Annotated in this window: 25 protein-coding genes and 2 pseudogenes; 11 read left to right on the top strand and 16 right to left on the bottom strand. The window is 68.2% G+C overall.

Features of this window, described 5'->3' with window-relative positions; genetic code table 11:
- Window positions 1-43: 43 nt before the first annotated feature.
- Together ASE30_RS10525 and ASE30_RS10520 are read right to left on the bottom strand one after the other, a co-directional pair.
- On the bottom strand, window positions 44-1036 hold the full coding sequence (locus ASE30_RS10525; protein WP_057284246.1) for a formylglycine-generating enzyme family protein: 993 nt from the start codon (window positions 1034-1036) through the stop codon (window positions 44-46).
- Window positions 1037-1134: 98 nt separating this feature from the next.
- Complete coding sequence (locus ASE30_RS10520) at window positions 1135-1998, bottom strand: AraC family transcriptional regulator (protein WP_057284245.1); 864 nt, start codon at window positions 1996-1998, stop codon at window positions 1135-1137.
- 129 nt (window positions 1999-2127) lie between these two features.
- Between ASE30_RS10520 and ASE30_RS10515 the strand changes: the two genes are divergently transcribed.
- Complete coding sequence (locus tag ASE30_RS10515; protein ID WP_057284244.1) at window positions 2128-2670, top strand: carboxymuconolactone decarboxylase family protein; 543 nt, start codon at window positions 2128-2130, stop codon at window positions 2668-2670.
- 45 nt (window positions 2671-2715) lie between these two features.
- On the opposite strand, the gene alkB is transcribed toward ASE30_RS10515, so the two are convergent.
- The 3 genes from alkB to ASE30_RS10500 all read right to left on the bottom strand — a co-directional run bounded on the left by alkB (window position 2716) and on the right by ASE30_RS10500 (window position 5714).
- Complete coding sequence (alkB, locus tag ASE30_RS10510; RefSeq protein WP_057284243.1) at window positions 2716-3375, bottom strand: DNA oxidative demethylase AlkB; 660 nt, start codon at window positions 3373-3375, stop codon at window positions 2716-2718.
- 1 nt (window position 3376) lies between these two features.
- Window positions 3377-4090 carry a 2OG-Fe(II) oxygenase gene (locus tag ASE30_RS10505; protein WP_057284242.1) on the bottom strand — a complete coding sequence of 238 codons (714 nt, stop codon included), beginning with the start codon at window positions 4088-4090 and terminating at the stop codon, window positions 3377-3379.
- A gap of 82 nt (window positions 4091-4172) precedes the next feature.
- The gene (locus ASE30_RS10500; RefSeq protein WP_057284241.1) at window positions 4173-5714 is read right to left on the bottom strand and encodes a phospholipase D family protein; all 1542 of its coding nucleotides are present in this window, start codon (window positions 5712-5714) and stop codon (window positions 4173-4175) included.
- Window positions 5715-5833: 119 nt separating this feature from the next.
- Between ASE30_RS10500 and ASE30_RS10495 the strand changes: the two genes are divergently transcribed.
- Together ASE30_RS10495 and ASE30_RS10490 are read left to right on the top strand one after the other, a co-directional pair.
- Window positions 5834-6406, top strand: coding sequence for a helix-turn-helix domain-containing protein (locus ASE30_RS10495; RefSeq protein WP_057284240.1), 573 nt, complete (start codon window positions 5834-5836; stop codon window positions 6404-6406).
- Window positions 6407-6413: 7 nt separating this feature from the next.
- Entirely contained in the window at window positions 6414-6950 is a 537-nt protein-coding gene (locus tag ASE30_RS10490; protein WP_057284239.1) for a GNAT family N-acetyltransferase, read from the top strand.
- Window positions 6951-7027: 77 nt separating this feature from the next.
- Here the strand turns inward: ASE30_RS10490 and ASE30_RS10485 are convergent, their stop codons facing one another.
- Window positions 7028-7360, bottom strand: a complete 333-nt coding sequence (locus ASE30_RS10485; protein ID WP_057284238.1) for a hypothetical protein — start codon at window positions 7358-7360, stop codon at window positions 7028-7030.
- Between the two features lie 341 nt (window positions 7361-7701).
- On the opposite strand from ASE30_RS10485, the gene ASE30_RS10480 reads away from it, so the two are divergent.
- Window positions 7702-8520 carry an SDR family oxidoreductase gene (locus tag ASE30_RS10480; protein ID WP_057284237.1) on the top strand — a complete coding sequence of 273 codons (819 nt, stop codon included), beginning with the start codon at window positions 7702-7704 and terminating at the stop codon, window positions 8518-8520.
- Between the two features lie 22 nt (window positions 8521-8542).
- Here the strand turns inward: ASE30_RS10480 and ASE30_RS10475 are convergent, their stop codons facing one another.
- Together ASE30_RS10475 and ASE30_RS10470 are read right to left on the bottom strand one after the other, a co-directional pair.
- The gene (locus ASE30_RS10475; protein ID WP_057284236.1) at window positions 8543-9313 is read right to left on the bottom strand and encodes a sulfite exporter TauE/SafE family protein; all 771 of its coding nucleotides are present in this window, start codon (window positions 9311-9313) and stop codon (window positions 8543-8545) included.
- Window positions 9310-9723, bottom strand: a complete 414-nt coding sequence (locus ASE30_RS10470) for a hypothetical protein (RefSeq protein WP_057284235.1) — start codon at window positions 9721-9723, stop codon at window positions 9310-9312. The genes ASE30_RS10475 and ASE30_RS10470 overlap by 4 nt, the downstream gene beginning before the upstream one ends.
- A gap of 122 nt (window positions 9724-9845) precedes the next feature.
- Between ASE30_RS10470 and ASE30_RS10465 the strand changes: the two genes are divergently transcribed.
- Window positions 9846-10832 carry a LysR substrate-binding domain-containing protein gene (locus ASE30_RS10465; protein ID WP_082601553.1) on the top strand — a complete coding sequence of 329 codons (987 nt, stop codon included), beginning with the start codon at window positions 9846-9848 and terminating at the stop codon, window positions 10830-10832.
- On the opposite strand, the gene ASE30_RS10460 is transcribed toward ASE30_RS10465, so the two are convergent.
- Complete coding sequence (locus ASE30_RS10460; protein WP_057284234.1) at window positions 10756-12156, bottom strand: MATE family efflux transporter; 1401 nt, start codon at window positions 12154-12156, stop codon at window positions 10756-10758. The two genes, ASE30_RS10465 and ASE30_RS10460, sit on opposite strands and share 77 nt — an antisense overlap.
- Before the next feature lie 136 nt (window positions 12157-12292).
- Between ASE30_RS10460 and ASE30_RS10455 the strand changes: the two genes are divergently transcribed.
- Window positions 12293-12769, top strand: coding sequence for a MarR family winged helix-turn-helix transcriptional regulator (locus tag ASE30_RS10455; RefSeq protein ID WP_057284233.1), 477 nt, complete (start codon window positions 12293-12295; stop codon window positions 12767-12769).
- A gap of 20 nt (window positions 12770-12789) precedes the next feature.
- On the opposite strand, the gene ASE30_RS10450 is transcribed toward ASE30_RS10455, so the two are convergent.
- The 4 genes from ASE30_RS10450 to ASE30_RS10435 all read right to left on the bottom strand — a co-directional run bounded on the left by ASE30_RS10450 (window position 12790) and on the right by ASE30_RS10435 (window position 18432).
- Window positions 12790-13689 carry a DMT family transporter gene (locus ASE30_RS10450; RefSeq protein ID WP_057284232.1) on the bottom strand — a complete coding sequence of 300 codons (900 nt, stop codon included), beginning with the start codon at window positions 13687-13689 and terminating at the stop codon, window positions 12790-12792.
- Between the two features lie 79 nt (window positions 13690-13768).
- Window positions 13769-14587, bottom strand: coding sequence for an AraC family transcriptional regulator (locus ASE30_RS10445; protein ID WP_057284231.1), 819 nt, complete (start codon window positions 14585-14587; stop codon window positions 13769-13771).
- Window positions 14588-14620: 33 nt separating this feature from the next.
- Window positions 14621-17359, bottom strand: coding sequence for a cation-transporting P-type ATPase (locus ASE30_RS10440; RefSeq protein WP_057284230.1), 2739 nt, complete (start codon window positions 17357-17359; stop codon window positions 14621-14623).
- A gap of 104 nt (window positions 17360-17463) precedes the next feature.
- Window positions 17464-18432 (bottom strand): LysR substrate-binding domain-containing protein, encoded by a 969-nt coding sequence (locus ASE30_RS10435; protein WP_057284229.1) that lies wholly within the window; start codon window positions 18430-18432, stop codon window positions 17464-17466.
- Window positions 18433-18539: 107 nt separating this feature from the next.
- On the opposite strand from ASE30_RS10435, the pseudogene ASE30_RS10430 reads away from it, so the two are divergent.
- The 3 genes and pseudogenes from ASE30_RS10430 to ASE30_RS29500 all read left to right on the top strand — a co-directional run.
- Window positions 18540-18822: pseudogene (locus ASE30_RS10430) on the top strand (NADP-dependent malic enzyme); the annotation flags it as partial.
- Window position 18823: 1 nt separating this feature from the next.
- Window positions 18824-19695 (top strand): annotated as a pseudogene (locus ASE30_RS29505) (malic enzyme-like NAD(P)-binding protein); the annotation flags it as partial.
- Window position 19696: 1 nt separating this feature from the next.
- A partial coding sequence (locus ASE30_RS29500; protein WP_255366945.1) for a phosphate acyltransferase occupies window positions 19697-21041 on the top strand: 1345 nt, incomplete at its 5' end.
- Between the two features lie 149 nt (window positions 21042-21190).
- Here ASE30_RS29500 and ASE30_RS10420 read toward each other — a convergent pair.
- Together ASE30_RS10420 and ASE30_RS10415 are read right to left on the bottom strand one after the other, a co-directional pair.
- A complete protein-coding gene (locus tag ASE30_RS10420; RefSeq protein ID WP_235515244.1) occupies window positions 21191-21493 on the bottom strand; it encodes a hypothetical protein in 303 nt (100 codons plus the stop codon).
- Between the two features lie 217 nt (window positions 21494-21710).
- A complete protein-coding gene (locus tag ASE30_RS10415) occupies window positions 21711-22094 on the bottom strand; it encodes a DUF4148 domain-containing protein (protein WP_057284226.1) in 384 nt (127 codons plus the stop codon).
- A 217-nt stretch (window positions 22095-22311) separates the two neighbouring features.
- On the opposite strand from ASE30_RS10415, the gene ASE30_RS10410 reads away from it, so the two are divergent.
- Window positions 22312-23130 (top strand): class I SAM-dependent methyltransferase, encoded by an 819-nt coding sequence (locus ASE30_RS10410; protein ID WP_057284225.1) that lies wholly within the window; start codon window positions 22312-22314, stop codon window positions 23128-23130.
- 19 nt (window positions 23131-23149) lie between these two features.
- Here the strand turns inward: ASE30_RS10410 and ASE30_RS10405 are convergent, their stop codons facing one another.
- Window positions 23150-23365: a SlyX family protein gene (locus ASE30_RS10405; protein WP_057284224.1), complete on the bottom strand. Its 216-nt coding sequence runs from the start codon at window positions 23363-23365 to the stop codon at window positions 23150-23152.
- On the opposite strand from ASE30_RS10405, the gene ASE30_RS10400 reads away from it, so the two are divergent.
- Window positions 23364-25538 (top strand): TonB-dependent receptor domain-containing protein, encoded by a 2175-nt coding sequence (locus ASE30_RS10400; protein WP_369819315.1) that lies wholly within the window; start codon window positions 23364-23366, stop codon window positions 25536-25538. The two genes, ASE30_RS10405 and ASE30_RS10400, sit on opposite strands and share 2 nt — an antisense overlap.
- The last annotated feature ends 12 nt before the right edge of the window (window positions 25539-25550 follow it).

Here is a 25550-nt window from a genome sequence, read left to right as displayed (position 1 = left end):
ATGAAATGTGCGGCCATGCTAACCCGCCGCGGCGTCTTTTTCTTTAATCCCCTTCCCGCAACAGGCGCAGGCCCACCAGCGGGTAGCGCGTTTCCTGGGTATTCCAGTTGCGGTAGGACGACCGCGTGTACAGCGCCCACGTATGCCAGGAGCCGCCCCGCCTGACCCGCACGTTGCCGCTGGCGGGGCCCTGGGGGTCTTCGGCGGGCGAGTGCGCGTAGTAGTCCTCGCCGTACCAGTCCGCCACCCATTCCCAGGCGTTGCCGTGCATGTCGTACAGGCCGAAGGCATTGGGCGCGTAGCTGGCAACGGGCGCGGTAAAGGCGCTGCCATCCCGGCGGGCCGAGGCGTAGGCCTGCCATTTTGGCCACAACGGCTGGGCGTCGGCGTCAAAGCCGTTGCCGATGTCGGGCATGGCGGCGGGGTCGTCGCCATTTTGGTAGCGGCTGCGCGTGCCGGCCCGGCAGGCGTATTCCCATTCGGCCTCGGTGGGCAGCCGGTACACCCGGCCTTCCTTCTGGGTCAGCCATCGCGCCATGGCCATGGCGTCGTTCCAGCTGATGTTCACGACCGGATGGTCGTCGCCCTGGGCGAAGCCCGGGTTGCGCCAGGAATAACGGCGGTCGCGGCCCTCGAAGGCGTCGCCATGCTCGGATTTGTCGGGATCGTAGGCAGCGTTGTAGCCGTAGCCGCCGGTGCCGTCGGCCTCGGATTCCGGGACATAGCCGGACGCTTCGATGAATCGCCGGAATTGCCCGACGGTGACCTCGGTGCGTTCAAGGTAGAACGGCCGGGTGATGCGGACGGTGTGTACCGGCGCTTCGTCGAAAAGCTGGGTGAAACGGTCCGCCGGATACTGGGGATAGGCGGCGGCCAGCGCCTCCGGCGCTTCGTCGCTGCCCATCTGGAACGTGCCGGCGGGCACGTGGACGAAGGTCATGCCCAGCGAATTCTCGAACAGGGCGGGCGGTTCGGCGGCCAGGACGGACGCGGGGAGCAGGGAGCAGAGCAGGGCCAGGGCAGTGCGTGTACGCATGGGGGCTGAGCGGGCGAGGCGTGGAGGTGCGCAATAGTAGGGCCGCCCGGTCCGGGCCGCCAGACGCGGGGAACCCTCATGCGGGATGGGCGGCGCGGTCAGGATGTTGCGTCCTGGCGGTCCAGCCATTGCCTCGGCGATGCGCCCATTTTCTGGCTGAACACGCGCGACAGGGCCGAGGCGTTCGCATAGCCCAGCTCCGCGGCAATCGTCTTGACGGCAAGGCCTTCCTGCAGGCGCGCCTGGGCCAGCGTCAGGCGCCAGTCCGCCAGGTAGTCGGCCGGCGGCTGGCCCACCACGTCCTTGAAGGCGGCGGCGAATGCGCTGCGCGACATGCCCGCCCGCGCCGCCAGCGCGGCAAGCGTCCAGGGCTCTCCGGGCGCCTCGTGCATGGCGGTCAGCGCGCGCGCCAGGCGAGGTTCCGACAAGCCCGTCATCACGCCGACCTGGACGCCGGCCTCGTCGGCGTGATCGATCAGCCAGCGCAGCAGTTGGATCAGCACGACTTCGAACAAGCGGTCCGCCAGCAGGCGCTGCCCGCAACGCACCTGTTCCGTTTCGGCGAACAGCAGCGCCAGGGCCTGTTCCAGGCCGTCGACGCGCGCCAGCGGCAGCGCGATCAGGGGCGGCAGCGCACGCACCAGCGGATGGCGGTTGCCGCCATCGAAGTGCAGCGTCGCGCAGGTGAAGTCCGAGCCGTCCTGTGGCGGATTGTGGAACTCATGGTGCACCGCGCGCGGGTAGAAGAGCAGGGTGGGTTCGGCGATGCGCAGCCGCCGGGGCAGCCCGCTGCCAGGACGGTGCGCGACCTCCATTTCGCCACGGCGCAGCACGTGCAGAAAGCCGCGCCCGGGTTCGGGGGAAAAACGGTTCAGCCCGCACAGCGGCCCCGCATGGAACAACTGCGCGCGCACGCGAAACCGCTCCAGCAGGGCGGACAGGCGATCGATGGGACTCGTCATGGCGATATGGACGAATAGGTATGAATAGTGGACGTAAGGTAGCCAATATACCTCCAGCCGCGGACATACTGGCGCAAAGGCAGACGGCAACCGCCCAGTCCCTTTCCCTACTCTCTTAAAGGAAACATCATGTCCCGCATACCCCTTATCGACACCTCCTCCGCCCCGGCCGCCAGCAAGGGCGTGCTCGACCAGATCCATGGCGCCTTCGGCGCGACGCCCAATATGTTCCGCGCCGTGGCGAATTCGCCGGCCGCCCTGAAGAGCATGTGGGGCGCGTTCGGCGCCCTGGGCGGCGGCGTACTGCCGGCCGCCCTGACCGAGAAGATCGCGGTGGCCGTGGCCGACAGCAACCGTTGCGAATACTGCCTGGCCGCGCACACGGCGCTGGGCAGGAAGGCCGGCGCCAGCGCCGAGCAGATGGCCGCGGCGCAGGCTGGCCGGGCCGACGATCCGCAAACCGCCGCCGCGCTGGACTTTGCGCTGAAGCTGGTGCGCCAGCATGGCCAGGTGGGCGATGCCGACGTGGCGGCGCTGCGCTCGGCGGGATTCAACGATGAGCAGACCGTCGAGATCCTGGCGCATGTGGCGTTGAATCTCTTCACGAACTACGTGAACGTGGCGTTCGACGTGCCGGTCGATTTTCCCCGCGTGCAACTTCGCGCCGTGTGAGCGGACGCGGGCCGGGCGCGCTGGCCCGCAACGCAAGGCGGGCGCTCAGCCCGCCTTGCGCAGCGTGAAATTGATGCGCTGGCTGCCCAGCCTCGGATGCGGCAGGTCCTTCAAGGGCATTACGCCGTGATAGCGCAGCCGGTCCACGCCGCCCCAGACGACCACGTCGCCGTGAAAGACCGGCACCCGCGCGGCCTTGTCCGCGCGGTTGTCGCCGCCGAACAGGAAGATGGCCGGCATCCCCAGCGATACGGACACGATGGGCGCGTTGTAATCGCGCTCGTTCTTGTCCTGATGCAGCGACAGGCGCGAACCCGGTTCGTAGCGGTTGACCAGGCAGGCGTCCGGCGAAAATCCGGGAAAGCCGGCGGCGGCCGCGGCGTCCCGCGCTAACTGGCCGAAGGCCTCTGGCATGGCCGGCCAGGGCCGGTCCGACAGCGGATCGATGCGGCTGTAGCGATAGCCCCGCGCATCGGTCGTCCAGCCCAGCTCGCCGCAATTCGTCAACGCCACCGACATGGTGTAGCCCCCGGGCGTGTCCATGTGGCGGAAGGGCGCCTGCGCGGTCACGGCGTCCACACCGGCCAGCAGGTCGGCGACCATGGGCAGCGCGTAGCCGCGCAGCACCACGGACTGCGCGCCCAGCACCAGGCGGCCTTGCTGCGGGGGGGCGTCGCCGCCGAAGAGATCCAGGTTCGGGGCCATGTCAGAGCGCGTCATGGAAGATGATGCCCAGCGTATGGCGGCAGCCCGTGCGCAATTCGCTGACCCCGTGCCGCATGGCCGCCTTGCGCCAGCCGCGCACGCCGGGCACGGGGCGCTGGTGGACGGTGAAAACCAGTGCATCGCCCTGCTGCAAGGGCAGCACGTCGGCGCGCTGTTCGCGGCTGCCGGTCTCCGTCATGACGAATTCGCCGCCGGTGAAATCCACGCCGGGCCGCGACAGCAGCACCGCCACCTGCAGGGGAAACACGTGTTCGCCATAAAGGTCCTGATGCAGGCAGTTGTAGTCGCCGGGTCCGTACTGGAGGATCAGCGGCGTGGGCCGCTGCTGGCCGGCCGCGTGGCAGCGGGCCAGGAAGGCGGCGTGATCCTCGGGGTAGCTGACCGCGATGCCCATCTGCCGGTTCCAGCGGTTGGCGATCGGCGCCAGATGCGGATACAGCGCGCCGCGCAGGCGCTGCAACAGGCTGGGCAGGGGGTAGCAAAAATACTTGTATTCGCCCCGGCCAAAGCCGTGACGGGCCATCACCACCCGGCTGCGGTAGCGGCCGTCGGCCATGTAGGCGCCGGCGAAGGCCGCGCATTCGGGGGGGGACAGCAGTCCGGGCAGGACGGCGTTGCCGTGCGCGTCGAGCGCGGCGGCCGTGTCGGTCCAGTTCCGCTGGCTCAGCGCGGCGTCGATGGGCGGGAGATTCATGGTCGCAAGGGGCAAGGGGGAAGGCGTAATGTCCAGTCTACGCCCGGCGCGCGGGTCCGCCACTCCGCTTGTTGCGCCTGGCCTATAGCAGCGGTTCCAGCGGCAGCAGCGATACGAACCACACCGACAGCCGCTGCCACAAGCTGGCGCCGGGCTCCGTGTCGTGGCGGATGGTCTTGCCGTCGCGCTCTTCCAGCCAGTAGAGCCGGCCCATGTCGTCCAGGCGGACCCGGTAGGCCGTTCTGGGCATCTCCTGCTCGAACGCGTCCGCGATATGCCGCGCCAGGGCGGGGCTGTCGATCACGAAGCCCAGTTCGGTGTTCAGCCTGGCCGAGCGTGGATCGAAGTTGAACGAGCCCACGAAGACGCGCTGGCCGTCCACCGCGAAGGTCTTGGCGTGCAGGCTGGAGCCCGAGCTGCCGAAGGGGCCCATGCTCTTGTTGCGTTCGGCGCGATGCGCCATGCGCTTCATCTCGAACAGATCCACGCCCGCGGCCAGCAAGTCCTTGCGGCGTTTTGCATAGCCGGAATGCACCGCCGCCACGTCGGTGGCTTCCAGGGCGTTGGTCAGCACGCTAACCTTGACGCCGTTTCGCGCCATCTTCGCGAACGCTTGCGTGCCGGCCGAGGTGGGCACGAAGTAGGGCGAGACCAGCGCCAGGTCGGCCGCGGGCACGCCCAGAATTTCGTGGAGCTGATGCGGCACCATCGCTTCGCGCGGGGCCGTGCCCAGCGTTTTGCGCGGATCGTCGCTGACCATGCGCGTCCGCGCCCATTCCAGGGTCAGCTCGCCGCGCAGCAGTTGCTGGATGAAGGGCAGCTTGCGCAGGGCTTCGGCATAGGCGGCGGCTTCGGGCGACCGTTCCACATTGGCGGCGTCGATTTCCAGTTCGTCGAGTTCGTTGGGCGCGGTTTTCTTGAGCAGCCGGTCCACCGGATAGGCGGAATCGCTGGCCCAGTAGCGGTCGAAATCCGCGGATACGTCGTTGACCGCCGCGCCGATGGCCAGCACATCCAGGTCCGTGAAGAGCACGCCGCTGGCCGCGCCGAAGTACTCGTCGCCGATGTTGCGGCCGCCGATGATGGTGGCCTGGTTGTCCGCGGTGAAGGACTTGTTGTGCATGCGGTGGTTCAGGCGGCTGAAGTCCGTCACGTAGCCCAGCGGTTTGGGCCAGCGCAGCACGAAGGGGTTGTACAGGCGCACCTCTATGTTCGGATGCCCGTTCAGCGCGGACAGGACCTGGTCCAGCCCGGCGGTGCCATTGTCATCCAGCAGCAGGCGGATGCGCACTCCGCGGTCGGCCGCCTCGTGCAGCGCCTCCAGCAGCATGGTGCCTGTCATGTCGCCATGCCAGATGTAGTACTGCACATCCAGGCTGCGTTCGGCCGCGCGCGCCAGCATCATGCGCGCGGCGAAAGCGTCGTAGGGGTCGGACAGCGCGTGGATGCCGGATTCGCCAGGGTGGGCCGCCGCCAGCGGGGCGATGGCCTGGCCCAGCGGCGTGGCGAGCGATTCTTCGGGAGTCAGCGCATGAGACACGCTGCGCCCGTCCAGCGCGGGCAGGGAACAGCCAGTCAGAAATGCGCAGAGGGTGGTCATGAATAGGGGCTTGGCCATTTGCATGACCCGTATTGTGCCGAATCCGGGGCGGATGACGGGGTGCGTTTTGGTTGCCGCCTGTATCGGGTATCGGGAGGCTACGCGCATTGATAGAATTTCAAATATGAGATAAATTCCCTTATATGGAAACCATCCCAGCACCCGATCCCGACCTGGACCGCCGCATCGCCGCCCGGCTCAAGACCCTGCGCCAGGACCGCGGCTGGTCGCTGGACGATCTGGCCGGCCGCGCCGGCGTCAGCCGCGCGACGCTGTCGCGCCTGGAAAATGCCGAGGTCAGCCCCACCGCCAGCGTGCTGGGCAAGTTGTGCGCCGCCCATGGGCTGACCATGTCGCGCCTGATGCTCATGGTGGAGGACGACTTCGCCGCCTGGGTGCCCGAACGCGCCCAGGCCGTCTGGGTGGACGACAGCGTGGGCTTCCGGCGCCGCTCGGTGTCGCCGCCGGCTCAACGGCTGGCGGGCGAGGTGCTGGCCTGCGAACTGGCCGCAAACGCCAGCATCGCGTACGACCAGCCGCCGCGCCCCGGGCTGGAACACCATCTGTTGATGCTGGAGGGCGAACTGTCCATCACCGTGGACGGCCACGCCTACGGCCTGCTTCCGGGCGACTGCCTGCGCTACCAATTGTTTGGCGCCAGCGCCTTCGTCACCCCGCCGCACAGCGGCGCCCGTTATCTGCTTTTCATCGTCTGAGTCCACCATGTCGCCCGCAAACCTTGAATTGACGCTTCTGTCGGCGGACACCGCCGCGTCCCGCCTGCCCGAACTGGGCCGCTTGCTGCACGCGTGCGTGCACGGGGGCGCCAGCGTCAGCTTTGTCCTGCCGTACTCGCAAGAGGACGCGCAAGCCTACTGGCGGGGCAAGGTATTGCCAGCGGTGGCTGGCGGTACGCTGCATCTGTGGGTGGCTTGCCACGAAGGGCGGATCGCCGGTTCGGTGCAGCTCGACACCGACACGCCGCCCAATCAGCCCCATCGGGCCGAGGTGCGCAAGCTGCTGGTGCATCCGGACTTGCGCCGCCGGGGCATCGCCCGCCGGCTGCTGCTAGAAGCGCACGCCATGGCGGCGCGGCTGGGCCGCAGCCTGATCACGCTGGATACGCGCACGGGCGATAGCGCCGAACCCCTGTACACGTCGCTGGGCTACCGGACGGTGGGAGTGATCCCGGGGTTCAGCCGCGATCCGTTCGACGCGGCCAAGCTGGACGGAACGACGATCATGTACAAGGCGCTGTGACCGCCGGGTCCCGGCGTGCGGCTTGAGAGGCCGCCGCAGGGGCTCAGGCGTGCGGCTTGAGAGGCCGCCGCGCGGGCTCAGGCAAGCGGCTTGATGCCCACGCTGTAGGGCGGGGCGTTGCCGCGGGCGGCGGCCTTGATCTTCAGCATCGAGCCGCCCGGGGTGAACTCGAAGTCCTGGTAGGGCACTTCGAACCACTGGTGAAAACTCGTGCGCGAGAATTCCGGCACCCACACCTTGGGGCGCTTGGCGTCGCAGTGGAATTCCACCAGCGTGCGGTCGATTCCCAGGGGCCGGGTATTGCCGATGCGGTAGCTGACGCGCAATTCAGCGCTTTCGGTCGAGCCGGGTCGCCAGGTCAGGCCGATGGATTCCATGAATTGTTCGATCGCCTGAATACCGCGATACATAGCTGACTCCGAATGCAGTCGGGCGCGGCGCGCCCGCAAAAATCCGCCGCGCGTGGCGGCGGGAAACAGACGGATTATCCGCCATTCCGGGCGGGTCTGCCGGCGGCGGCGCCGTGGAGGCTCCGGGCGGCGGCGCGCTTGCGCGGTCCCGGGCGGAAATCATCCGGCCGCATCGACGGAGAAATAGGCAGGTTTCACGCAAGATCGAGCCTGTACGCGCTGGCGCACGATTCTTACTATCCTTTCCAGGGTCGGGACCGGGGGCTGCTTGATGAGGCCGCCAGCGCCGGCCGGGCCGCCTGGCGTCTTGCCGGCAGCCGCGAGCAAGGGAAGGGAATCGCATGAATACCGAAAAAATCTGGTTGGTGACGGGCGCGTCGACGGGGCTGGGCCTGGTGCTGGTAAAGATGCTGCTGGAACAGGGGCACAAGGTGGCGGCCACCGCCCGCGACGGCGATGCCTTGCTGGAGGCCGTGGGCGCCAAGCTGGAGGGCCAGTTCCTGCCCTTGACCGTCAATCTGGCCGACGAGCGCAACGTGCGCCGCGCCGTGGACGCCACGGTGGCGGCCTTCGGCGGCGTCGACGTGCTGGTGAATGGCGCGGGCCAAGGGCTGCAAGGGGCGTTGGACAGCCTGTCCGACGCGGACTTGCGTGGCAGTTTCGACACCCATGTGTTCGGCGTGCTGAACGTGATCCGCGCGGTGATGCCGCGCATGCGGGCGCAGCGCAGCGGGCATGTGTTCAATATCTCGTCGATCCTGGGCTTTGACGGCGGTTGCGCCGAATGGGGCGCCTACAGCGCGGCCAAGTTTGCGGTCAGCGGCTTGACCGAAACCCTGGCCGCCGAGGCCGCGCCGCTCGGGATCCGCGTGTCGCTGGTGTATCCGGGGGCGATGCATGCCGGCGTGCCGGCGGGCGTATGCCCGGAGCTCGCCGCGCGCCATCCGCAGGGGCAGGAGCGGGGCGGCGACCCGGCCAAGGCGGCGCAGACCCTGATCAACGCGGCCGAGGCGCAGTACGCGCCCCTGCATCTGTTTCTGGGCCGCGATTCCTTCGATCAGGCGCGCAGCAAGATCCAGGCGGTTCAGCAGGAATTGGCGCGCTGGCGCGAGATGTCCGTGTCGATCGGCTTTGTGGACGAGCGGCGCCTGGCGGCATAAGCGCCGCATCCATCCCGCGTGTTCAGCCGGTCAGGCCGCGCGCCGCCTGATACGCGCCCAGCAAGGCCAGGCTGACCATGAAGCACAGCTTGAACGTGCGCGCCGACAGCTTGCCACGCAGCCACTGCCCGAGGGCCATGCCGGCCAACGCGGGCAGCAGCATCAGGACGGACACGCCCGCGGCGCCGGCGGTGTACTCGCCATTGAGCCAAAGCCCCGCCGCCAACGCCACCGTAGACACCGTGAAGGAAATGCCCATGGCCTGGATGAGCCGGTCCCGGTCCAGGTTCAGCGCCTGCAGGTACGGCACGGCGGGAATGACGAAGACGCCGGTGGCCGCGGTGATCAGGCCGGTGATCGCGCCGACCGCGGCGCCCAGCACGCCCTCGTGCCGCGTCGGCACGCTGGGCGGCGACCCGAACAGGCCCCATGCGGCATAGGCCACCAGCGCGAGTCCCAGGCAGACGCCAGCCCATTGGCCGGATGGCGCGCCCAGCCACAAGGCGCCGACGACCGTGCCCGCGCAGATGCCCGCCTGCATGCCGCCGATGCGGCGCAATACCGGCAGCAGCGTCGGCCACGGCCGCGCCTGCCACAGGTTGGTGATCAAAGACGGCACGATCAGCAGCGCCGCGGCCTGTGCCGGCGCCATGAACACCGCCAGCATGGCCATGGAAATAGTGGGCAGCCCCAGGCCCACCACGCCCTTCACCAGGCCGGCCAGGACGAAGACGGCGACGGTGGCAGCCAGCAGCGCGGGCGTGCCGCCGGGCAGCAGGTCCGGAAGATTCATGAGGGCTCGCAATGGGCGGTAAGGGCATCCCTGGGGCGGCCGAACAAGGCATGGGCGACGTCTTCGCCCTGGCCCTTGTTCTGGCGCGCGGCGCGCAACAGCCACTGCCGCCCTTCGCACAGGTCGGCGCGCTGGGCCGGCCCGTACAGGGCGGGTCCGCCGATCAGCACCACGCCCAGCATGCGCTGCGCGGGGACGTGCCCTGCGTGCGCGGCGGCGCGCAGCCAGGTCAGCATCGCGGCGTAGTCGCCCTGGGTCTGGGCTTCCAGCGCCAATGCGTATTGCTGGGCCGGCGTGGCGTAGCCGCCAAACCCGGCGTTCGCTTCGGCCGTGCCTGAGGCGTACACCGCCAGCGCAATCAGAGCCAGGGCAGGCCATCGCCCGGCATGGCGCCATCTCGTGGTTTTCATGGGGTTTCCCTCGTCTTGGTAGGTATGGCGTCATTCTGCCGCGAGGCGGGCCGGAACCCGCATCGGGATCTTGCATACCCCGCCTATGGATGAGCCTGAGGCTGGCGTGCTACGCTTTTTTCATGCGATTCGACCTGACCGACCTGCGGCTCTTTCTGAACGTGCATGAAAGCGGCTCCATCACGGCGGGCGCCAGACGTTCCCATATGACGCTGGCGTCGGCCAGCGAGCGCATCCGCGGTATGGAGGACACGCTGGGGGTGGCGTTGCTGCTGCGCGAGCCCCGCGGCGTGGCGCCCACTCCCGCGGGCCGCACGCTGGCGCATCACGCCCGGGTGGTGCTGGGGCAGATGGACCGCATGCGCGGAGAGCTGGACCACTACGGGCAAGGGCTGAAAGGGCATGTGCGGGTGCTGTGCAACACCACCGCCCTCAGCGAATACCTGCCGGCGGTGCTGGGCGCTTTCCTCAAGGACCACCCGCGCATCTCCGTGGACCTGGAAGAACGCCTCAGCCACGAAATCGCCGATGCGTTGCGCGCGGGGGCGTGCGACATCGGCGTGCTGGCCGACTCCGCCGACCTGCATGGGCTGCGCACCCGCATCTTCCGCCACGATCCGCTGACCGTGATCGTGCCGCGAGGCCATCCGTTGGCGGACCTTCCGTCCGTCATGCTGGCCGACGCGGCCGGGTACGAATTCGTGGGGCTGGTGGAAGGCAGCGCGCTGCAGGAGCACATCGCGCACCACGCGCGCCGGGGCGGCAAGGCGCTGTCTTACCGGGTGCGCCTGCGCAGCTTCGATGCCGTCTGCCGGATGGTGGGGCAGGGGGTGGGCATCGCCATCGTGCCGCGCGTGGCGGCGGTGCGCTACGGACGGGCAGCCGGTGTGTGCCGCGTGCCGCTGGCGGACGATTGGGCCGCGCGCGATCTGGTGCTGTGCGTGCGCGATGCGCTGCCGGCGTATGCGGCCGAGCTGGTCGAATTCGCCTTGCGCGACGCGCCCGCGGATGCCTCCATGGACGCATCCGTCCCTAGCGCGCGAACAGCCGGCGTCCGGGAAGATACCCGGGTCCGAACCACGAGCCCGAGGCCACGGCGATCAGGATGACCAGGCCATACACGCACATCGCCACGGCCGCGACCGCGAAAAACACGGTCAGCGACCCCGTCAGCCGCAGCGCGGCGCCGCCCGCGCCGATACCGATCAGCAGGCGCAGAAAGCCCGCCATCAAGGGCCACTTGAGGCGCCCCGCGCCCTGCGAGGCGAAGTACATCGAAAAGCCCAGCGCGAAGAATCCATAGACGGGGCCGACCGTGCGCAGATAGCTGGCGCCGGCCTCAAGCATGTGGTCTTCGGCGCCGAACAGGCGCAGCCACGCTTCCGGAAAGACCGCCGCCGTCAGGCCGATGGCGCTGGCCAGCACGAAGGCCATCGCGCCGCCGGTCAGGGCGATCCGCAATGCGCGTTCTGGCTGGCCCGCGCCGATGTTGGACCCCACCATCGCGACCATGGGCGCGCCCAGCCCGAAGGCAATGGGCATGAGCAGGTATTCGAGCCGCACGGCGATGCCGTAGCCGGCCACCGCTGCCTCGCCCGCGTACGCGCCCACCAGCGCGACGGTCAGGGCCACCAGCGCATTGGTCATCAGCGGATTGATGGTGGCCAGCGCGCCGACGCTCAGGATGCTGCGCATCAGACCCGCGTGCAGGCGGCTGGACACCAGGCGCGCGGCATTGCGCCCGCTTGCGCAGTAGGCGCCCAGGATCAGCGCGCCCGCGCCGTAGTAGATCACCAGCGCCCAGCCGCCTCCCGCCACGCCCAGCGCGGGAAACGGCCCCCAGCCGAAGATCAGGCAGGGCGACAGCGGAATCAGCAGCACCGCGCCGCCGCAGATGACGGCGCCCGGCACCAGCATGTTGCCGGTGCCGCGGATGACGCTGGCGAAGGCGTTCATCAGCCACATCAGGACGATGCCGCCGAAGATGACGTTGGAATACGCCAGCGCCGCATCCAGCGCGGCGCCCTCGGCGCCCAGCGCGCGATACAGCGCCGGGCCGAAGGCCAGCAGCAGCGCGCAGAAAAGCAGGCCCAGCAAGGCGTTGAGCACCACGGCATGCAGCACGAGCTGGTCCGCTTCGCGCTGCCTGCCGCCGCCCAGGGCGCGCGCGACCGCGGCGGAAATGCCGCCGCCCATCGCGCCCTGCGACATGTTCTGCATCAGCATCAGCACCGGCACCACCAGCGCCACGCCCGCCAGCACGGGCGTACCCAGGCGCGCCAGAAACCAGGTCTCGATCAGCCCGGTGGAGGACTGCGCAAGCATCATCAGGATGTTCGGCCAGGCCAGCCGCGCCAGCGTGGGCGCGATGGGCGCGTGCAGCATGGCGTTCAGGCGCGCATTGGCGGGGCGTGGCGAGGGCGTCGCTGGCATGGAAAGGGCCGCAGGATAGGGATGATAAAATTTACGTGCATATGCCAATATCTGTCAACAATGGGCTGGACGCGGCCTTGCCCCGGCAGTAGCGTTATGTCCTTGCCCCTCCATTTCTTTCTCCGTTCCGCCCGCCATGTCCGACGCCCCGCTTTTCGCCCCAGCCGCCACGCAGGACCCGCTCGTCTGCAACGGCGCCGCCCTGCGCAAGGCGACGCGGCGCGTGTCGCAGCTCTATGACACGGTGCTGGCGCCCTGCGGCCTGAAGGTGTCGCAGCATTCCATCCTGGTCCATATCGCGCGCGCCGGCACGCCGTCCATGACCGACCTGGCGCGGGCCATGGTGCTGGACCGGTCCGCGCTGGCCCACAATCTCAAGCCGTTGCAGCGCGATGGCTATGTGCGGATGACGCGCGACCCGCTGGACGGCCGCAGCCGCCGGGTGGAGCTCACCGAGACGGGGCGCGCCAAGCTGGTGGAATCCAGGCGCCTGTGGAAGGACGCGCAAAGCCGCTTCGAAGCCGCCTATGGCGCCCAGCGCGCCGCCGACCTGCGCCGATCGCTGGCTGACATCTTCTCCGACGAGTTCGCGCTGGCGTTCAGCCGAGGCTAGGGCGCGCCAGGCGGCTTGTTTCAGGGGGCCTTTGCCCGTTCGCGCCCGGCCCAGCCCAGCATGGCGACGGCGCCGATCACGCAGGCCATGCCGGCCAGTTGGGCCCCGGCCAGCGGCTCGCCCAGCAGGCCGGCCGCCAGGATCACCGCCGACACCGGCGCAAGCGCCGTGAACAGCGCGGCGTCCGACCCGCGCACCCGTGCCGCGCCCGCATACCAGAGCAGGAAGCCGCCGACCGTCGGCACCAGCGCGTAGTACCCCACCGCGGCGACGGCGGTGGCGGGCAAGGGCAGCGTCCACGGCGCCTCCGCGATGCAGGCCAGGGCCGAGAACGCCAGGCCGAAGCCCGCCATGATGGTCGATAGCGCGAGCGGGGCCACCGGCACATGCAGGCGCTTGTTGAGCAGGATGAAGAGGCCTTCGCATACCACCGCGCCCAGGATCAGCGCGTTGCCGGCCAGGGACGCGGCGCCGCCCGCCGCCGCCGTCTGGCTCGACATCAGCCAGACGCCAAAGGCCGCGACGCCGATGGCGGCCAGCGCGGCCTTGCCCGGCCGTTCCCCCAGCGCCAGTACGGCGATGGCGGCCGCGGCCAGCGGCAGCGTGCCGAGGATGACGCCGCCGTCCACCGCCGACGTGCGTTGCAGCCCGGCGATCAGCAGGGTGGTGTAGCCCACGCTGCCGGCGACGGCCTGCGCCACCAGCAAGAGCCAGTCGCGCCTGCCCAGCCGGGGAATGCGCGCGCCGGTCAGCGCCATCAGCAGCGCGAAGCACGGCAGCGCGATAGCGAAGCGCAGCGCGGTCGCGGTGAAGGGCGGCAGGCCTGCCCCGATGATCTTGCTGGCCACCACCGTGCTGCCCACCAGCGCCATGGCCGCGGCCAGATAGGCATAGCCCCGCATCCGCTCGTTCTTGTTCATTGCCGCACCCGCTCAGGAAAAGCGCAGCGTAGGACCGCGGGCGGCGCTGCGTCTTGAACGGAATTGCAGCGGCGGCGCGTCAGGCGCCGCCGGCCGCCAGCGCGTAGCGCCCCGGCGACACGCCATACGCGCGCACGAACAGCCGCGTCATATGGCTTTGGTCGGAAAATCCGCCCAAGACCGCCGCATCCGCCAGTGGCAGGCCCTGGCGGATCAACTGGCGGGCCAGCAGCAGACGGCGCTGCATTTGATAGGCGTGCGGCGTAAGACCCGTGGCGCGGGCAAAGGCGCGCAGCACCTGGTAGCGGCTCAGGCCGCTGGCGGCGGCCAGGTCCGCCAGCGATAGCGCGGCGGCCGGGTCATCGTCAATCAGGCCGCGCGCGTGGCGGATGGCGCCAGGCGCGCCCCGGCAAGTTTCCGGCCCCGGCCGGCCGCCATGGGGGCCCCCCGCCTGCACCAGAACGCGCCGCAACAGCGTGTCGCAGGCCAGCGGCGCGGCGCCGGCCACGGCATGCGCGTACAGGGCCAGCACGTCGCGCGCCAGTCCCGGCTGGTCCCGCGCCGGCAACTCGAACTCGTAATGCAGGCGCCCGCCGCCCTCCAGGTCGGACGCCGCATCGGCGACCACGTCCGGGTTCAGGTACAGCATCTGCCAGGCGCGCACGCCGCCGCCGATGGGCGCGCCATCATGGACTTCGCCCGGGTTGACGGTGATGACGTATCCCGGGCCGGCCTGCACCTGGCCGCGTCCGCTGTGCGAGACCTGCGCGCCCTGGCGCATGACGCCTATGCCGTATTGATCGTGCGTATGCCGCGCGAAAGCGTGCCGGCTGCACGCGGCGACGGCCTGCACGCCGTCGATCGAACTGCGTTGAATGATGAATTGGCTGGCTGGCATGGAGGTGGAGGCCGGTGTAGTGGGATTCGGAAATCAGGACGCGGGGCGTTGCGCCAGCACGGGCCGGGCGCGCCGCGCGCGCCACGTGCGCAGAATCAGCTTTTCGAGTTCGATGATGCAAAAGATCCCCGCGGCCGCGACCAGCGTCAGCGTCCAGTACTCCGGCGGCAACGGCACGGTGCCGAACACCCGGTTCATCCAGGGCAGATAGATCACGGCGCATTGCAGCAGCCCCAGCGCGATGGTGACGAGCCACAGCGCCTTGTTGCGGAACATGCTGAGCGTGAGCGAGAACCGGTCCTGCAACCGGCAGTTCAACAGGTAGGTCCACTGCGCGGTCACCAGTGTCTGCAGGATGACCGTGCGGATGAAGTCCGGTTCCCGGCCGGCGGCGATCAGGCTTCTCTCGATGACGAACGCCGTGGCGGTGAACAGAACCCCCACAAAGGCGATGCGCCAGATGGCGAAGCCGTCCAGGATGGATTTGCCCGGGGCGCGCGGCGGCCGGTGCATCATGCCGGGTTCGGCGGGTTCGAACGCCAGGCCGAACGACAGCGTGGTGGATGTCGCCATGTTCATCCACAGGATCTGCAGCGGCGACAGCGGCGCCAGCGCGCCGCCCAGGATCGCCGCGATGACGAGCAGCGCCTGCGCCAGGTTGGTGGGCAGGATGAAGAGTATGGTCTTTTTCAGGTTGTCGTAGACGCGCCGGCCCTCGCGCACGGCATAGGCGATAGAGGCGAAGTTGTCGTCGGCCAGCACCATGTCGGCGGCTTCCTTGGTGACCTCCGTGCCCTTGATGCCCATGGCCACGCCGACGTCGGCCTGCTTGAGCGCGGGGGCGTCGTTGACGCCGTCCCCCGTCATGCCGACGACTTCGCCCAAACTTTGCAGCGCGCGCACCAGGCGCAGCTTGTGTTCTGGGCTGGTGCGGGCAAAGATGTCGTGGTCGCGCGCGAGCCGGGCCAGTTCCTCGTCGCCGATGTGCTGGAGCTGTGCGCCGGTGATCGCATCGCTCGTGTGGGTCATGCCCAGCATGGCCCCGATCGCCATCGCGGTTTCCGGATGGTCTCCGGTGATCATCTTTACGCGGATGCCCGCCTGATTGCAGTGGGCGATGGCGACGATGGCCTCGGGGCGCGGCGGGTCCATGATGCCGGCCACGCCCAGCAATATCAGGCCTTCCTGGAAATCCGCATGATCCAGCGCGGTCGCGCCCGCCGCGCCTGGTTTGTAGGCGGCGGCCAGGGTGCGCAGCCCCTGGTGCGCGAAGGCTTCCAGGCCCTTTTCCCAGTAGTCCAGGCGCAGCGCCCGCGGCCCCTGTTCGCCCTGTTCCCGCGCGCACAGGCGGAACAGCACATCGGGCGCGCCCGTCACGTAGATCAGGTTCTGGCCGTGGTCGTCGCAACGGCGCGCCATGTACTTGTAGGTGGAGTCGAACGGCACCTTGCCGTGTTTGTCCACGCCGTCCAGGCCCTGCCCGGCCTTGGCGGCCAGCACCATCATGGCGCCTTCGGTGGGCGCGCCCACGATGCGCCACTGGCCGTCGGCGTCCTCGTGGAGCTGGCTGTCGTTGCAGATGGCCGACGCGCGCACGAAGCGCGTCAGTGCGTCTTCGCGCTGCCAGTCCACGGGCAGGCCGTCGGATTCCCGGGTGATCTCGCCCACGGGCGGGGTGTTGTCTCCGGCCACGCGGTAGGTCCCTTCCGCAAGCAGCACGTTCCTGGCCGTCATCTCGTTCATGGTCAGGGTGCCGGTCTTGTCCGAGCAGATCACCGTCATCGCGCCCAGCGTCTCCACGGTGGGGAGCTTGCGGATGATGGCGCGGTTGCGCGCCATCCGCTGTACGCCCAGCGACAGAATGATGGAGATGATGGCGGGCAGGCCCTCGGGCACGGCCGCCACCGCGATGCTGATCAGCGACAGGAGCAGATCGGCCAGGGGCATGTCGAGCAGATAGCGGCCGATCAGGAACAGGGCCGCCACCATGACCAGCACCACCTGGAAAATGCGCTTGCCCAACTGTTCCATCTGCCGCAGCAGCGGCGTCTGCAGCGTCCGCACATCGCTCATCATGCGGTTGATGTGGCCGATCTCGGTGTCGCTGCCTGTCGTGACAACGATGCCGCGCGCGTTGCCCGCGCTGACATGGGTGCCGGAAAACCCCAGGTTCAGGCGGTCGCCCAGCGGGGCGTCGCCCGCCAGCGGCGCATCGTGCTTTTCGACGATGGTGGACTCGCCGGTCAGCATCGATTCCTCGACGCGGAAGTGATGCGTATCGAACAGCCGGACGTCGGCGGGGATCTTGTCCCCCGGGCGCAGGATCACGATGTCGCCGGGGACCAGATCGCGGGCGTCGATATCTTCCTTCTGGCCGTCGCGCACCACGCGGGCGTGGTTCGACAGCATGCCGCGGATGCCGTCCAGGGAGCGTTCGGCCTTGCTTTCCTGCACATAGCCGATGACGGCGTTGATGATCGCGACCGCCAGGATCACGGCGGTGTCCAGCCAATGCCCCATCAAGGACGTGACCGCCGCCGCGCCCAGCAGGATGTAGATCAGCACATCGTTGAAATGGCCCAGAAACCGCAGCCACGCGCTGCGGCGCACCGGCGGGGGCAGGGCGTTCAAACCGAAGGTCTCCTGCCTGCGCCGGATCTGGTCCTGCGACAGGCCGGACGGGCTGGTGACCTGGCTGCTGAACGTCTGGTCGACGGAAAGCTGGTGCCAGGGCTGAGGAGCGTGCGGGGCCTGCGTGTTCGCCTGCGTCATCTACGGCCTCCCGGGGGAACTGGCGCCGTGACCGGGCCGCAAGCCGCGGGCCGCACAGGTCAGTCCGGCTTTCATGATACCCGCCCTTGGGCGCGCGGCCGGCGCTACATGGGCGGGCGCGCGCCCTTGGTGTAGACCTCGCGCAAGGCCGACGCGAACAAGGCGTCCACGTTGCGCCGCAGTCCGTCGGCGCGGGTGAACAGCGAGATCGGGGGCAGGGTCCAGTCAAAGGAGTAAGGCACGATGGCCGCGCCGGCGATGCGCACCAGTTCGTCGGCGATATCGGCGGGCAGAATCGACACGGCGCGGTCGCTGGCCACGATCATTTCCCCGATCAGCTTGGAGGAGTCGCTTTGCACGGAAGGGGGCGGCGGCGCCAGTCCGGCGCGCAGGAAAATGTCGGCCACCTGTTCGCGGATCGGACTGCCGGGCGTGCCCAGGATCCAGTCCAGGTCGGCCAGCCGGTTCCATTCCAGCCGCGAACGGCCCAGCCGGGCGGCCAGCCGGCGGCTGGCGATCAGGCGCGGCTGCTGGTGGTAGAGCACCTCGAAATCGATATTGCTCAGGTCCACCGAGGGCGTGGCCCAGCCCACGACGATGTCCAGCGTGTGGTCGCGCAGTTGCCGCAGCAGGGCGGGCCCCTGGCCTTCGTGGATGGTGGCGGTGATCCGGCGGCCTTGCGGCAAGGTGCGGCCGATGGCCGCCGATAGCATCTGGCCGGAGACGAAGGGAATGACGCCGATATGCAGGTGGGCGGCATGGCCGGCGGCCACGGCTTCCATTTCCTGCACCAGATGCCCCAGGTCGTGGACGAGGCCCCGGGCCCGGGCCAGCACCACCGCGCCCAGCGGCGTGGGCGTCATGCCCCGAACGGAGCGGTCGAAGAGGGGCACGTCGAACATGCTTTCCAGTTCGGCCAGGGCGTTCGTCACGGCGGGCTGGCTAGTGGCCATGTGTTCCGCCACCCGGGTCAGCGACCCATGCTGCTCGATTTGCAGCAGCAGCATGAGGTGGCGCATCTTCAGGCGCGAGGTCAATTTCCGGATAACGGCATCCGGATCAAAGGCCGTCATAGAGAGGTCATAAGGTAAAGGTAATGGAACAATATTAAATCCGAATGATCGCCTTATGTCTGGAAGCCTAGAATTTTTGCATATTCAAGACAGCGAGGCTAAAGCCCATGAACACGCAATCAGACCGCCAGGCGGCGTTGGACTATCACGAGTACCCCACTCCCGGAAAGATCTCAGTCGTGGCCTCCAAGCCGTTGGTGAACCAGCGCGACCTGGCGCTGGCGTAYTCGCCCGGCGTGGCGGCGGCCTGTGAGGAAATCGTGGCGGATCCCGCCAACGTGTTTCGYTACACCGCCCGCGGCAACCTGGTCGGCGTGATCACCAACGGCACCGCGGTGCTGGGCCTGGGCAACATCGGCGCGCTGGCCTCCAAGCCGGTCATGGAAGGCANTACACCGCCCGCGGCAACCTGGTCGGCGTGATCACCAACGGCACCGCGGTGCTGGGCCTGGGCAACATCGGCGCGCTGGCCTCCAAGCCGGTCATGGAAGGCAAGGCGGTGCTGTTCAAGAAGTTTGCCGGCCTGGATGTGTTCGACATCGAGATCRACGAAACCGACCCGGACAAGCTGGTCGAGATCATCGCCGGCCTGGARGCCACCTTCGGCGGCATCAACCTCGAAGACATCAAGGCGCCCGAGTGCTTCACCGTCGAGCGCAAGCTCCGTGAACGCATGAAGATCCCCGTCTTCCACGACGACCAGCACGGCACGGCCATCACCGTGTCGGCCGCCTTCATCAACGGCCTGAAGGTCGTGGGCAAGGACATCAAGACGGTCAAGGTGGTGACCTCGGGCGCGGGCGCGGCGGCGCTCGCCTGCCTGGACCTGATGGTGGACCTGGGCCTGCCGCTGGAAAATGTCTGGGTCACCGACATCGAAGGCGTGGTCTWYGAGGGCCGCACCGTGCTGATGGAYCCGGACAAGGCGCGCTTTGCGCAAAAGACCGACGCGCGCAAGCTGGCCGAGGTGATYCAGGRCGCGGACGTGTTCCTGGGCCTGTCGGCCGGCGGCGTGCTCAAGCCCGACATGGTGGCGGCCATGGGCCCGCGCCCGCTGATCCTGGCGCTGGCCAACCCCACGCCCGAGATCCTGCCGGAAGTGGCGCACGGCGTGCGCGACGATGTCGTCATGGCCACGGGCCGTTCGGAYTACCCGAACCAGGTCAACAACGTGCTGTGCTTTCCGTACATTTTCCGTGGCGCGCTGGACGTGGGCGCCACGACCATCACGCGCGAAATGGAAATGGCGGCGGTGCATGCCATNCAACAACGTGCTGTGCTTTCCGTACATTTTCCGTGGCGCGCTGGACGTGGGCGCCACGACCATCACGCGCGAAATGGAAATGGCGGCGGTGCATGCCATCGCCCAGTTGGCCGAAGAGGAACAGAATGAAGTGGTCGCGGCCGCCTATGGCACCTACGACATTTCGTTCGGCCCTGAATACCTGATTCCCAAGCCGTTCGACCCGCGCCTGATCGTGCGCATCGCGCCGGCGGTGGCCAAGGCGGCGATGGACGGCGGCGTGGCGACGCGTCCGCTGGCCGACCTGGAAGCCTACGAAGAGCAGCTCCAGCAGTTCGTGTACCACTCGGGCGCGTTCATGAAGCCGCTGTTCTCGGCGGCCAAGCGCATCGTGCGCGGCGGCGGCAAATCGCGCATCGTCTTCACCGAGGGCGAAGACGAACGCGTGTTGCGCGCCGTGCAGGTGATCGTGGACGAAGGCCTGGCCCGTCCCATTCTGGTGGGCCGTCCCGCCGTGCTGCTGTCGCGCATCGAGAAATTCGGCCTGCGCCTGCGCCTGGGCGAGGACGTGGAAGTCACCAACCCGGAATACGACGAACGCTTCCACCAGTACTGGACGACGTACTGGGAACTGATGTGCCGCCGCGGCATCACCAAGGAAATGGCGCGCGTCGAAATGCGCCGCCGCCTGACCCTGATCGGCGCGATGATGGTGCACCTGGGCGATGCCGACGGACTGGTCTGCGGCACGGTCGGCGCCTATCACGACCACCTGCGTTTCGTGGACGAAGTCATCGGCCGCCGTCCGGGCCACAACGTGTACGCCGCCATGAACATCCTGCTGCTCAACGAGCGCACGGTGGTGCTGGTGGACACGCATGTCAACGACGAGCCCACGGCCGAGCAGATCGCGGAATTCACCGTGATGGCGGCGCAGGAAATGGCGCGCATGAACCTGGCGCCCAAGGTCGCGCTGCTGTCGCGCTCGAACTTCGGTTCGGGCAGTTCGGCGTCGGGCGCCAAGATGCGCCGCGCGCTGGAACTAGTGCGCCAGATCGATCCGGAACTGGAGATCGACGGCGAGATGCACGGTGACTGCGCGCTGGACGAGGCGCTGCGCATGCGCATCCTGCCGTCGTCCTCGCTCAAGGGCGAAGCCAACCTGCTGGTGTGCCCGAACGTGGACTCGGGCAACATCGCCTACAACCTGCTCAAGACGGCGGCCGGCGGCAACGTGGCGGTGGGTCCGTTCCTGCTGGGCGCAAATGCGCCGGTGCATATCCTGACCTCCAGCTCCACCGTGCGCCGCATCATCAACATGGCTGCCATGACGGTGCTGGACGCCAACCGGGTGGAAGCTCCTTAAGCCGTCCGTACCTGGCTGTTCCTGCCGCGCCGCGCGTCCCGCGCGGCCGGTTCAGCCAATGCCGCATTCGCGGGCAAGAAAATGCGCGCCGCTCCTTCCGGAGCCGGCGCGCATTTTTCATGGGTGGGCGTCACGCCCCCTGCACGGGATCAGTTGCTGCTGGCCTTCCAGGTGCCGTCCGGCTGCTTGCAGAACCAGAACTGCCATTTTTCCGTGGTGGTGGTACGGGCAAATTCGCCGACCAGGAAGCGGCAGACGCGGTCGTTCTTGGCCTTCGTGGTCTGGGTGGGCGTCAGTTGCACCGTGATCGGCGCGGCCTTTTTGCGCTGGACGGTGCTGGTCCATTCGGTGCGCTGGCCATCGGCCGACTGATTCAGCGATTGCGCCACCGCTTCGTGGAACGATGCGCGGTCGGCCTTGGAGATCTGCGTGATGAGGGCGTCGTTCAGCATTACCGGTGGCGCGGCGACGGCTGCCGCCGTCAGCCCGCAAGACATAAGCAACGCAGCGAGAACGCGGGTATATCTCAAGATTTGCTCCCTGATCGGTAGAGTCGATATTGCGGCACGTGGGCCTGAACCGTGAATCTGAGCCGATAGTACGCCAAAAAAGGCCGCCCAACCGGGGCGGCCAAGGTACAACAAGGGGAGGGTAAATCGGTGGGGCGGCTTAGTTGCTGCCGTGATACACGCCCTGGAAGGGCACGTTGTTCGGTTCGACGCTGGAATCGCGGCCGGCGGCCTTGTCAGCGGCCTTGGCGGCGGCCAGTTCGGTCTGCACCTCGGCGCGGGTCTTGCCGGTGTGGGGCGTGCCAAACACGCCCTGGAAGGGCACGTTGTTCGGTTCGACGCTGGAATCGCGGCCCGCGGCCTTGTCGGCGGCCTTGGCGGCGGCCAGTTCGGCCTGCACCTGGGCGCGGGTGGGGCCTTCGTAGGGGGTGCCGTAAACGCCCTGGAAGGGAACGTTGTTGGGTTCGATGTTGGGCGAGGCGGCGTAGGCGCCGGCGCTCAGTGCAGATAGCGAGAACATCAAAGCGGTAGCAAGGGTCTTCATGGTAAACCTCCGATTTCAAGAGCTTGGGAGCGAATCCGGCGGCCTATCCGTCGTCCTTCGTTGCTGTTTCCCGATGACTCAATGTTGCGCCGTTTCTAGGTAGGGATAAACCCGTATATCCGTAAAAGATAATTCCATTCATGGAGGTAATAAGCATTGTTTTGCTTAGATGCCCCATTTATGGGATAGGCGCTGGCGCACGACTGACGGGGCCAGCATGGAAAAGATCCATCTCACGCGTGAAAAGGCGACGCTCCTCATCACGCTTTACGCCAAGGCGCAGGAAAGCCGCCTGCCGGGCTCCTTGCTGAGGGACCACCACGCGGCGGCGGCCGTCGCCCGTATCGACCACGATTTTTCCCGGCTGCGCATGCGCCGCGACGAAATGATCGGCCTGGCGACGCGGGCCCATACGCTGGACGGGTGGGCCCGCGAGTTCATTGCCGCGCATGGCGACGCCACGGTGCTGCACCTTGGGTGCGGACTGGACACCCGGGTGTTCAGGGTGGACCCGCCGTTCGGGGTCGATTGGTTCGAGGTCGACTATCCCGAGGTCATCGAGCTGCGGCGCAAGCTGTATCCCGTCAGGCCGGGCTGCAGTTTGCTGGGTTCGCCGGTCACCGATCTGGCGTGGCTGGGGCGGATTCCCGCCGGTAAGCCCACGCTGATCGTCGCGGAAGGCCTGTTCTTGTATCTGCCCGAGGATGCGCTGCTGCGCTTGCTGCGGGCGGTCACCACGCGATTTCCCGCGGGCGAGATCGTCTTCGATGCCTACAACCGGTTGGGATTGACCTGGGTGGCGCACAATCGCATGATCCGCTCAACCGGGGCCGTCACGCGATGGAGCCTGGGCCGTCCGAGGAAACTGGAGGCGCTGGTGCCGGGCCTGAGGTTGCGCACCGAGCACGGGGGCTACGAGTCGGAAGACCTCAGTCAGCGCACGCGGTATTCCTGGCCGGCGCAGACGGCGCTGTGGCTGATGCGCAGGGTTCAGCCCTTGGGAGGCATGACGAGGCTGCTGCGCTACCGCTATTAGCGCGCGTCAGTAGTGCGCGTCAGTAGTGCGGCGGCAGTTCGTCGCGCAGGCTGCGGAAGGGGGCGGCGCCCTCGGGCGCCTGCTGGCGCAGGTCGGCGACCTCGCGCAATAGCCGGTCTATCTGCTGTTGCTGGCGGACGATGATCTGGTTCAGTTGCTCCAGAAGATCGTCGGCGAAGCTGGCCTTCACCTCCAGATCCAGCAGGCGGCGTTCGATGTCTTGCGAATTATCCATGGCGGGTATTAGAACCGATTCCCGCCCACAGCTACAGGAGAGCGGTTTGGCGCAGCGGCGATGGCGGGGCGATGGGGCATGGCGGCGCGCGGCGGGCGCGGTCCTCGCGTTCGCGCCGGCCGGGGCCACCCTGGCGCAGGCGCAGGCGCCGACGCTGGCCCCGGTCGTCGTGACCGGTACTCGCCTGGGCACGGCGGTGCTGGACACGCCGGCTTCGGTCGACGTGGTGGAGGGCGCGGCCACGCGGCGCGGGCAGCCGGGTATCAACCTGTCGGAAGGCCTGGCCGGAGTGCCGGGCCTGCAGATCCAGAATCGCCAGAACTACGCGCAGGACCTGCAGATTTCCAGCCGCGGCTTTGGCGCGCGGTCCACCTTCGGGGTGCGCGGCGTGCGCTTGTACGTGGACGGCATTCCGGCCACGATGCCCGACGGGCAGGGGCAGACCTCGAACATCGACATCGGCTCCATCGCGCGTGTCGAGGTGCTGCGCGGGCCGTTCTCGGCAATCTACGGCAACTCCTCGGGCGGCGTGATCCAGGTGTTCACGGAAGACGGCGCGTCCCCGCCCTCGCTGTCGGCCAGCGGTTGGGGCGGCAGCTACGGCACCTGGCGCTATGGCACCCGCGCAAGCGGAATCACGGGCACGGGTGCCGGCGAACTGGACTATGTGGTGGATCTGACGCGGTTCACCACCGACGGCTACCGCGACCACAGCGCCGCCCGCAAGAACCTGGGCAATGCAAAGCTGGGCCTGCAACTGGACGACGCCAGCCGCTTAACCGTGGTGGTCAACAGCGTGGACCTGACGGCGCAGGACCCGTTGGGCCTCACGTATCAGCAGTTTCAGGACGATCCGCGCAGCGCGCCGCTGGCCGAGCAATACAACACCCGCAAGACGGTAAAGCAGACGCAAGGCGGGCTGCTCTACGAACATCAGGTGAATGGACGCAATGCATTGCGCCTGATGGTGTATTACGGCCAGCGCGACACCACGCAATACCAGTCGATCCCGCCCGCGGCGCAGCTTGCGCCCACGCAGGCCGGTGGCGTCATTGATCTGAAACGTCAGTATGGGGGCGCGGATCTGCGCTGGACGTCCGAGCTGGACGTGGCGGGCAGGCCGCTGACCCTGATCGGAGGTTTTTCCTACGACTCGATGCGCGAAGACCGCAAGGGGTACCAGAACTTCACCGGCGCGGGGGCTGGCCAGCAACTCGGCGTGCGCGGCGCGCTGCGGCGCGACGAGACCAACACCGTGTACAACGCGGATCCCTATCTGCAGGCTTCGTGGGATTTCGCCGAGCGTTGGACCCTGGACGCCGGGCTGCGCTGGAGCACGGTCCGCTTCGACTCCGACGACCACTACATCGCGCCGGGCAACGCCGACGACAGCGGCGGCGCGCGCTACCGCAAGGCCCTGCCGGTGGCGGCGCTGCGCTACGCCGTGAACGCCGACGTGAGCGTCTACGCCTCTTATGGACGCGGCTTCGAGACCCCGACGCTGAACGAGATTTCGTATCGGCCCGATGGCCTGCCCGGCCTCAACTTCGGCCTGATGCCCGCGCTCAGCACCAATCTGGAAGCGGGCGTGAAATCGCGCATGGCCGGCGGGCTGCTGACGGCGGCGGTATTCCACACCCGCACCAACGACGAGATCGTGTCCGCGGGCAGTTCCGGCGGGCGCAGCAGCTATCAGAACGCCGGCCGCACGCGGCGTGACGGCGTCGAGCTGGGCTGGTCGGGTGAAATGGCCCGGCATTGGCGTACCCAGTTCGCCTACACCTGGTTGAATGCCCGCTATTCGGACGACAGCGCTGGCGCCATCCGCGCCGGCAACAAGATTCCGGGCATTGCGCGCCAGGCGGTGTTTGCGTCCCTGGCCTGGGCGCCGCCGCAAGGCTGGCAGGCCTCGGTCGAAGGGCGCTACCTGAGCAAGATCTACGTCAACGATGCCAACGACGGAGACGCGCCAGGCTACTTCGTGGCCGCGGCCAGCGTGGGCTATGTGAAGATCCTGGGCGCCTGGGAATTGAATGCCTATGCGCGCGTGGACAACCTGTTCGACCGGCACTACGCGGGGTCGGTGATCGTCAACGAAAGCAATGGGCGCTACTACGAGCCGGCGGCGGGGCGCAGCGCGGGGCTGGGGATCGGGGCGACCTACCGGTTCTGAGGCGGGCGCCCC

This window comes from Achromobacter sp. Root83, from assembly GCF_001428845.1.
GTDB lineage: Bacteria > Pseudomonadota > Gammaproteobacteria > Burkholderiales > Burkholderiaceae_B > Achromobacter.
The sequence above is the reverse complement of the archived record's forward strand: the minus strand, read 5'-3'. Positions and strand labels throughout refer to the sequence as shown.

What these genes read in the sequence shown, in the direction of transcription:
- ASE30_RS10525 (WP_057284246.1), bottom strand. Translation starts at nt 1,036, where the DNA reads ATGCGTACACGCACTGCCCTGGCCCTGCTCTGCTCCCTGCTCCCCGCG.
- ASE30_RS10520 (WP_057284245.1), bottom strand. Translation starts at nt 1,998, where the DNA reads ATGACGAGTCCCATCGATCGCCTGTCCGCCCTGCTGGAGCGGTTTCGC.
- ASE30_RS10515 (WP_057284244.1), top strand. Translation starts at nt 2,128, where the DNA reads ATGTCCCGCATACCCCTTATCGACACCTCCTCCGCCCCGGCCGCCAGC.
- alkB (WP_057284243.1), bottom strand. Translation starts at nt 3,375, where the DNA reads ATGGCCCCGAACCTGGATCTCTTCGGCGGCGACGCCCCCCCGCAGCAA.
- ASE30_RS10505 (WP_057284242.1), bottom strand. Translation starts at nt 4,090, where the DNA reads ATGAATCTCCCGCCCATCGACGCCGCGCTGAGCCAGCGGAACTGGACC.
- ASE30_RS10500 (WP_057284241.1), bottom strand. Translation starts at nt 5,714, where the DNA reads ATGCAAATGGCCAAGCCCCTATTCATGACCACCCTCTGCGCATTTCTG.
- ASE30_RS10495 (WP_057284240.1), top strand. Translation starts at nt 5,834, where the DNA reads ATGGAAACCATCCCAGCACCCGATCCCGACCTGGACCGCCGCATCGCC.
- ASE30_RS10490 (WP_057284239.1), top strand. Translation starts at nt 6,414, where the DNA reads ATGTCGCCCGCAAACCTTGAATTGACGCTTCTGTCGGCGGACACCGCC.
- ASE30_RS10485 (WP_057284238.1), bottom strand. Translation starts at nt 7,360, where the DNA reads ATGTATCGCGGTATTCAGGCGATCGAACAATTCATGGAATCCATCGGC.
- ASE30_RS10480 (WP_057284237.1), top strand. Translation starts at nt 7,702, where the DNA reads ATGAATACCGAAAAAATCTGGTTGGTGACGGGCGCGTCGACGGGGCTG.
- ASE30_RS10475 (WP_057284236.1), bottom strand. Translation starts at nt 9,313, where the DNA reads ATGAATCTTCCGGACCTGCTGCCCGGCGGCACGCCCGCGCTGCTGGCT.
- ASE30_RS10470 (WP_057284235.1), bottom strand. Translation starts at nt 9,723, where the DNA reads ATGAAAACCACGAGATGGCGCCATGCCGGGCGATGGCCTGCCCTGGCT.
- ASE30_RS10465 (WP_082601553.1), top strand. Translation starts at nt 9,846, where the DNA reads ATGCGATTCGACCTGACCGACCTGCGGCTCTTTCTGAACGTGCATGAA.
- ASE30_RS10460 (WP_057284234.1), bottom strand. Translation starts at nt 12,156, where the DNA reads ATGCCAGCGACGCCCTCGCCACGCCCCGCCAATGCGCGCCTGAACGCC.
- ASE30_RS10455 (WP_057284233.1), top strand. Translation starts at nt 12,293, where the DNA reads ATGTCCGACGCCCCGCTTTTCGCCCCAGCCGCCACGCAGGACCCGCTC.
- ASE30_RS10450 (WP_057284232.1), bottom strand. Translation starts at nt 13,689, where the DNA reads ATGAACAAGAACGAGCGGATGCGGGGCTATGCCTATCTGGCCGCGGCC.
- ASE30_RS10445 (WP_057284231.1), bottom strand. Translation starts at nt 14,587, where the DNA reads ATGCCAGCCAGCCAATTCATCATTCAACGCAGTTCGATCGACGGCGTG.
- ASE30_RS10440 (WP_057284230.1), bottom strand. Translation starts at nt 17,359, where the DNA reads ATGACGCAGGCGAACACGCAGGCCCCGCACGCTCCTCAGCCCTGGCAC.
- ASE30_RS10435 (WP_057284229.1), bottom strand. Translation starts at nt 18,432, where the DNA reads ATGACGGCCTTTGATCCGGATGCCGTTATCCGGAAATTGACCTCGCGC.
- ASE30_RS10420 (WP_235515244.1), bottom strand. Translation starts at nt 21,493, where the DNA reads ATGCTGAACGACGCCCTCATCACGCAGATCTCCAAGGCCGACCGCGCA.
- ASE30_RS10415 (WP_057284226.1), bottom strand. Translation starts at nt 22,094, where the DNA reads ATGAAGACCCTTGCTACCGCTTTGATGTTCTCGCTATCTGCACTGAGC.
- ASE30_RS10410 (WP_057284225.1), top strand. Translation starts at nt 22,312, where the DNA reads ATGGAAAAGATCCATCTCACGCGTGAAAAGGCGACGCTCCTCATCACG.
- ASE30_RS10400 (WP_369819315.1), top strand. Translation starts at nt 23,364, where the DNA reads ATGGCGGGTATTAGAACCGATTCCCGCCCACAGCTACAGGAGAGCGGT.
- ASE30_RS10405 (WP_057284224.1), bottom strand. Translation starts at nt 23,365, where the DNA reads ATGGATAATTCGCAAGACATCGAACGCCGCCTGCTGGATCTGGAGGTG.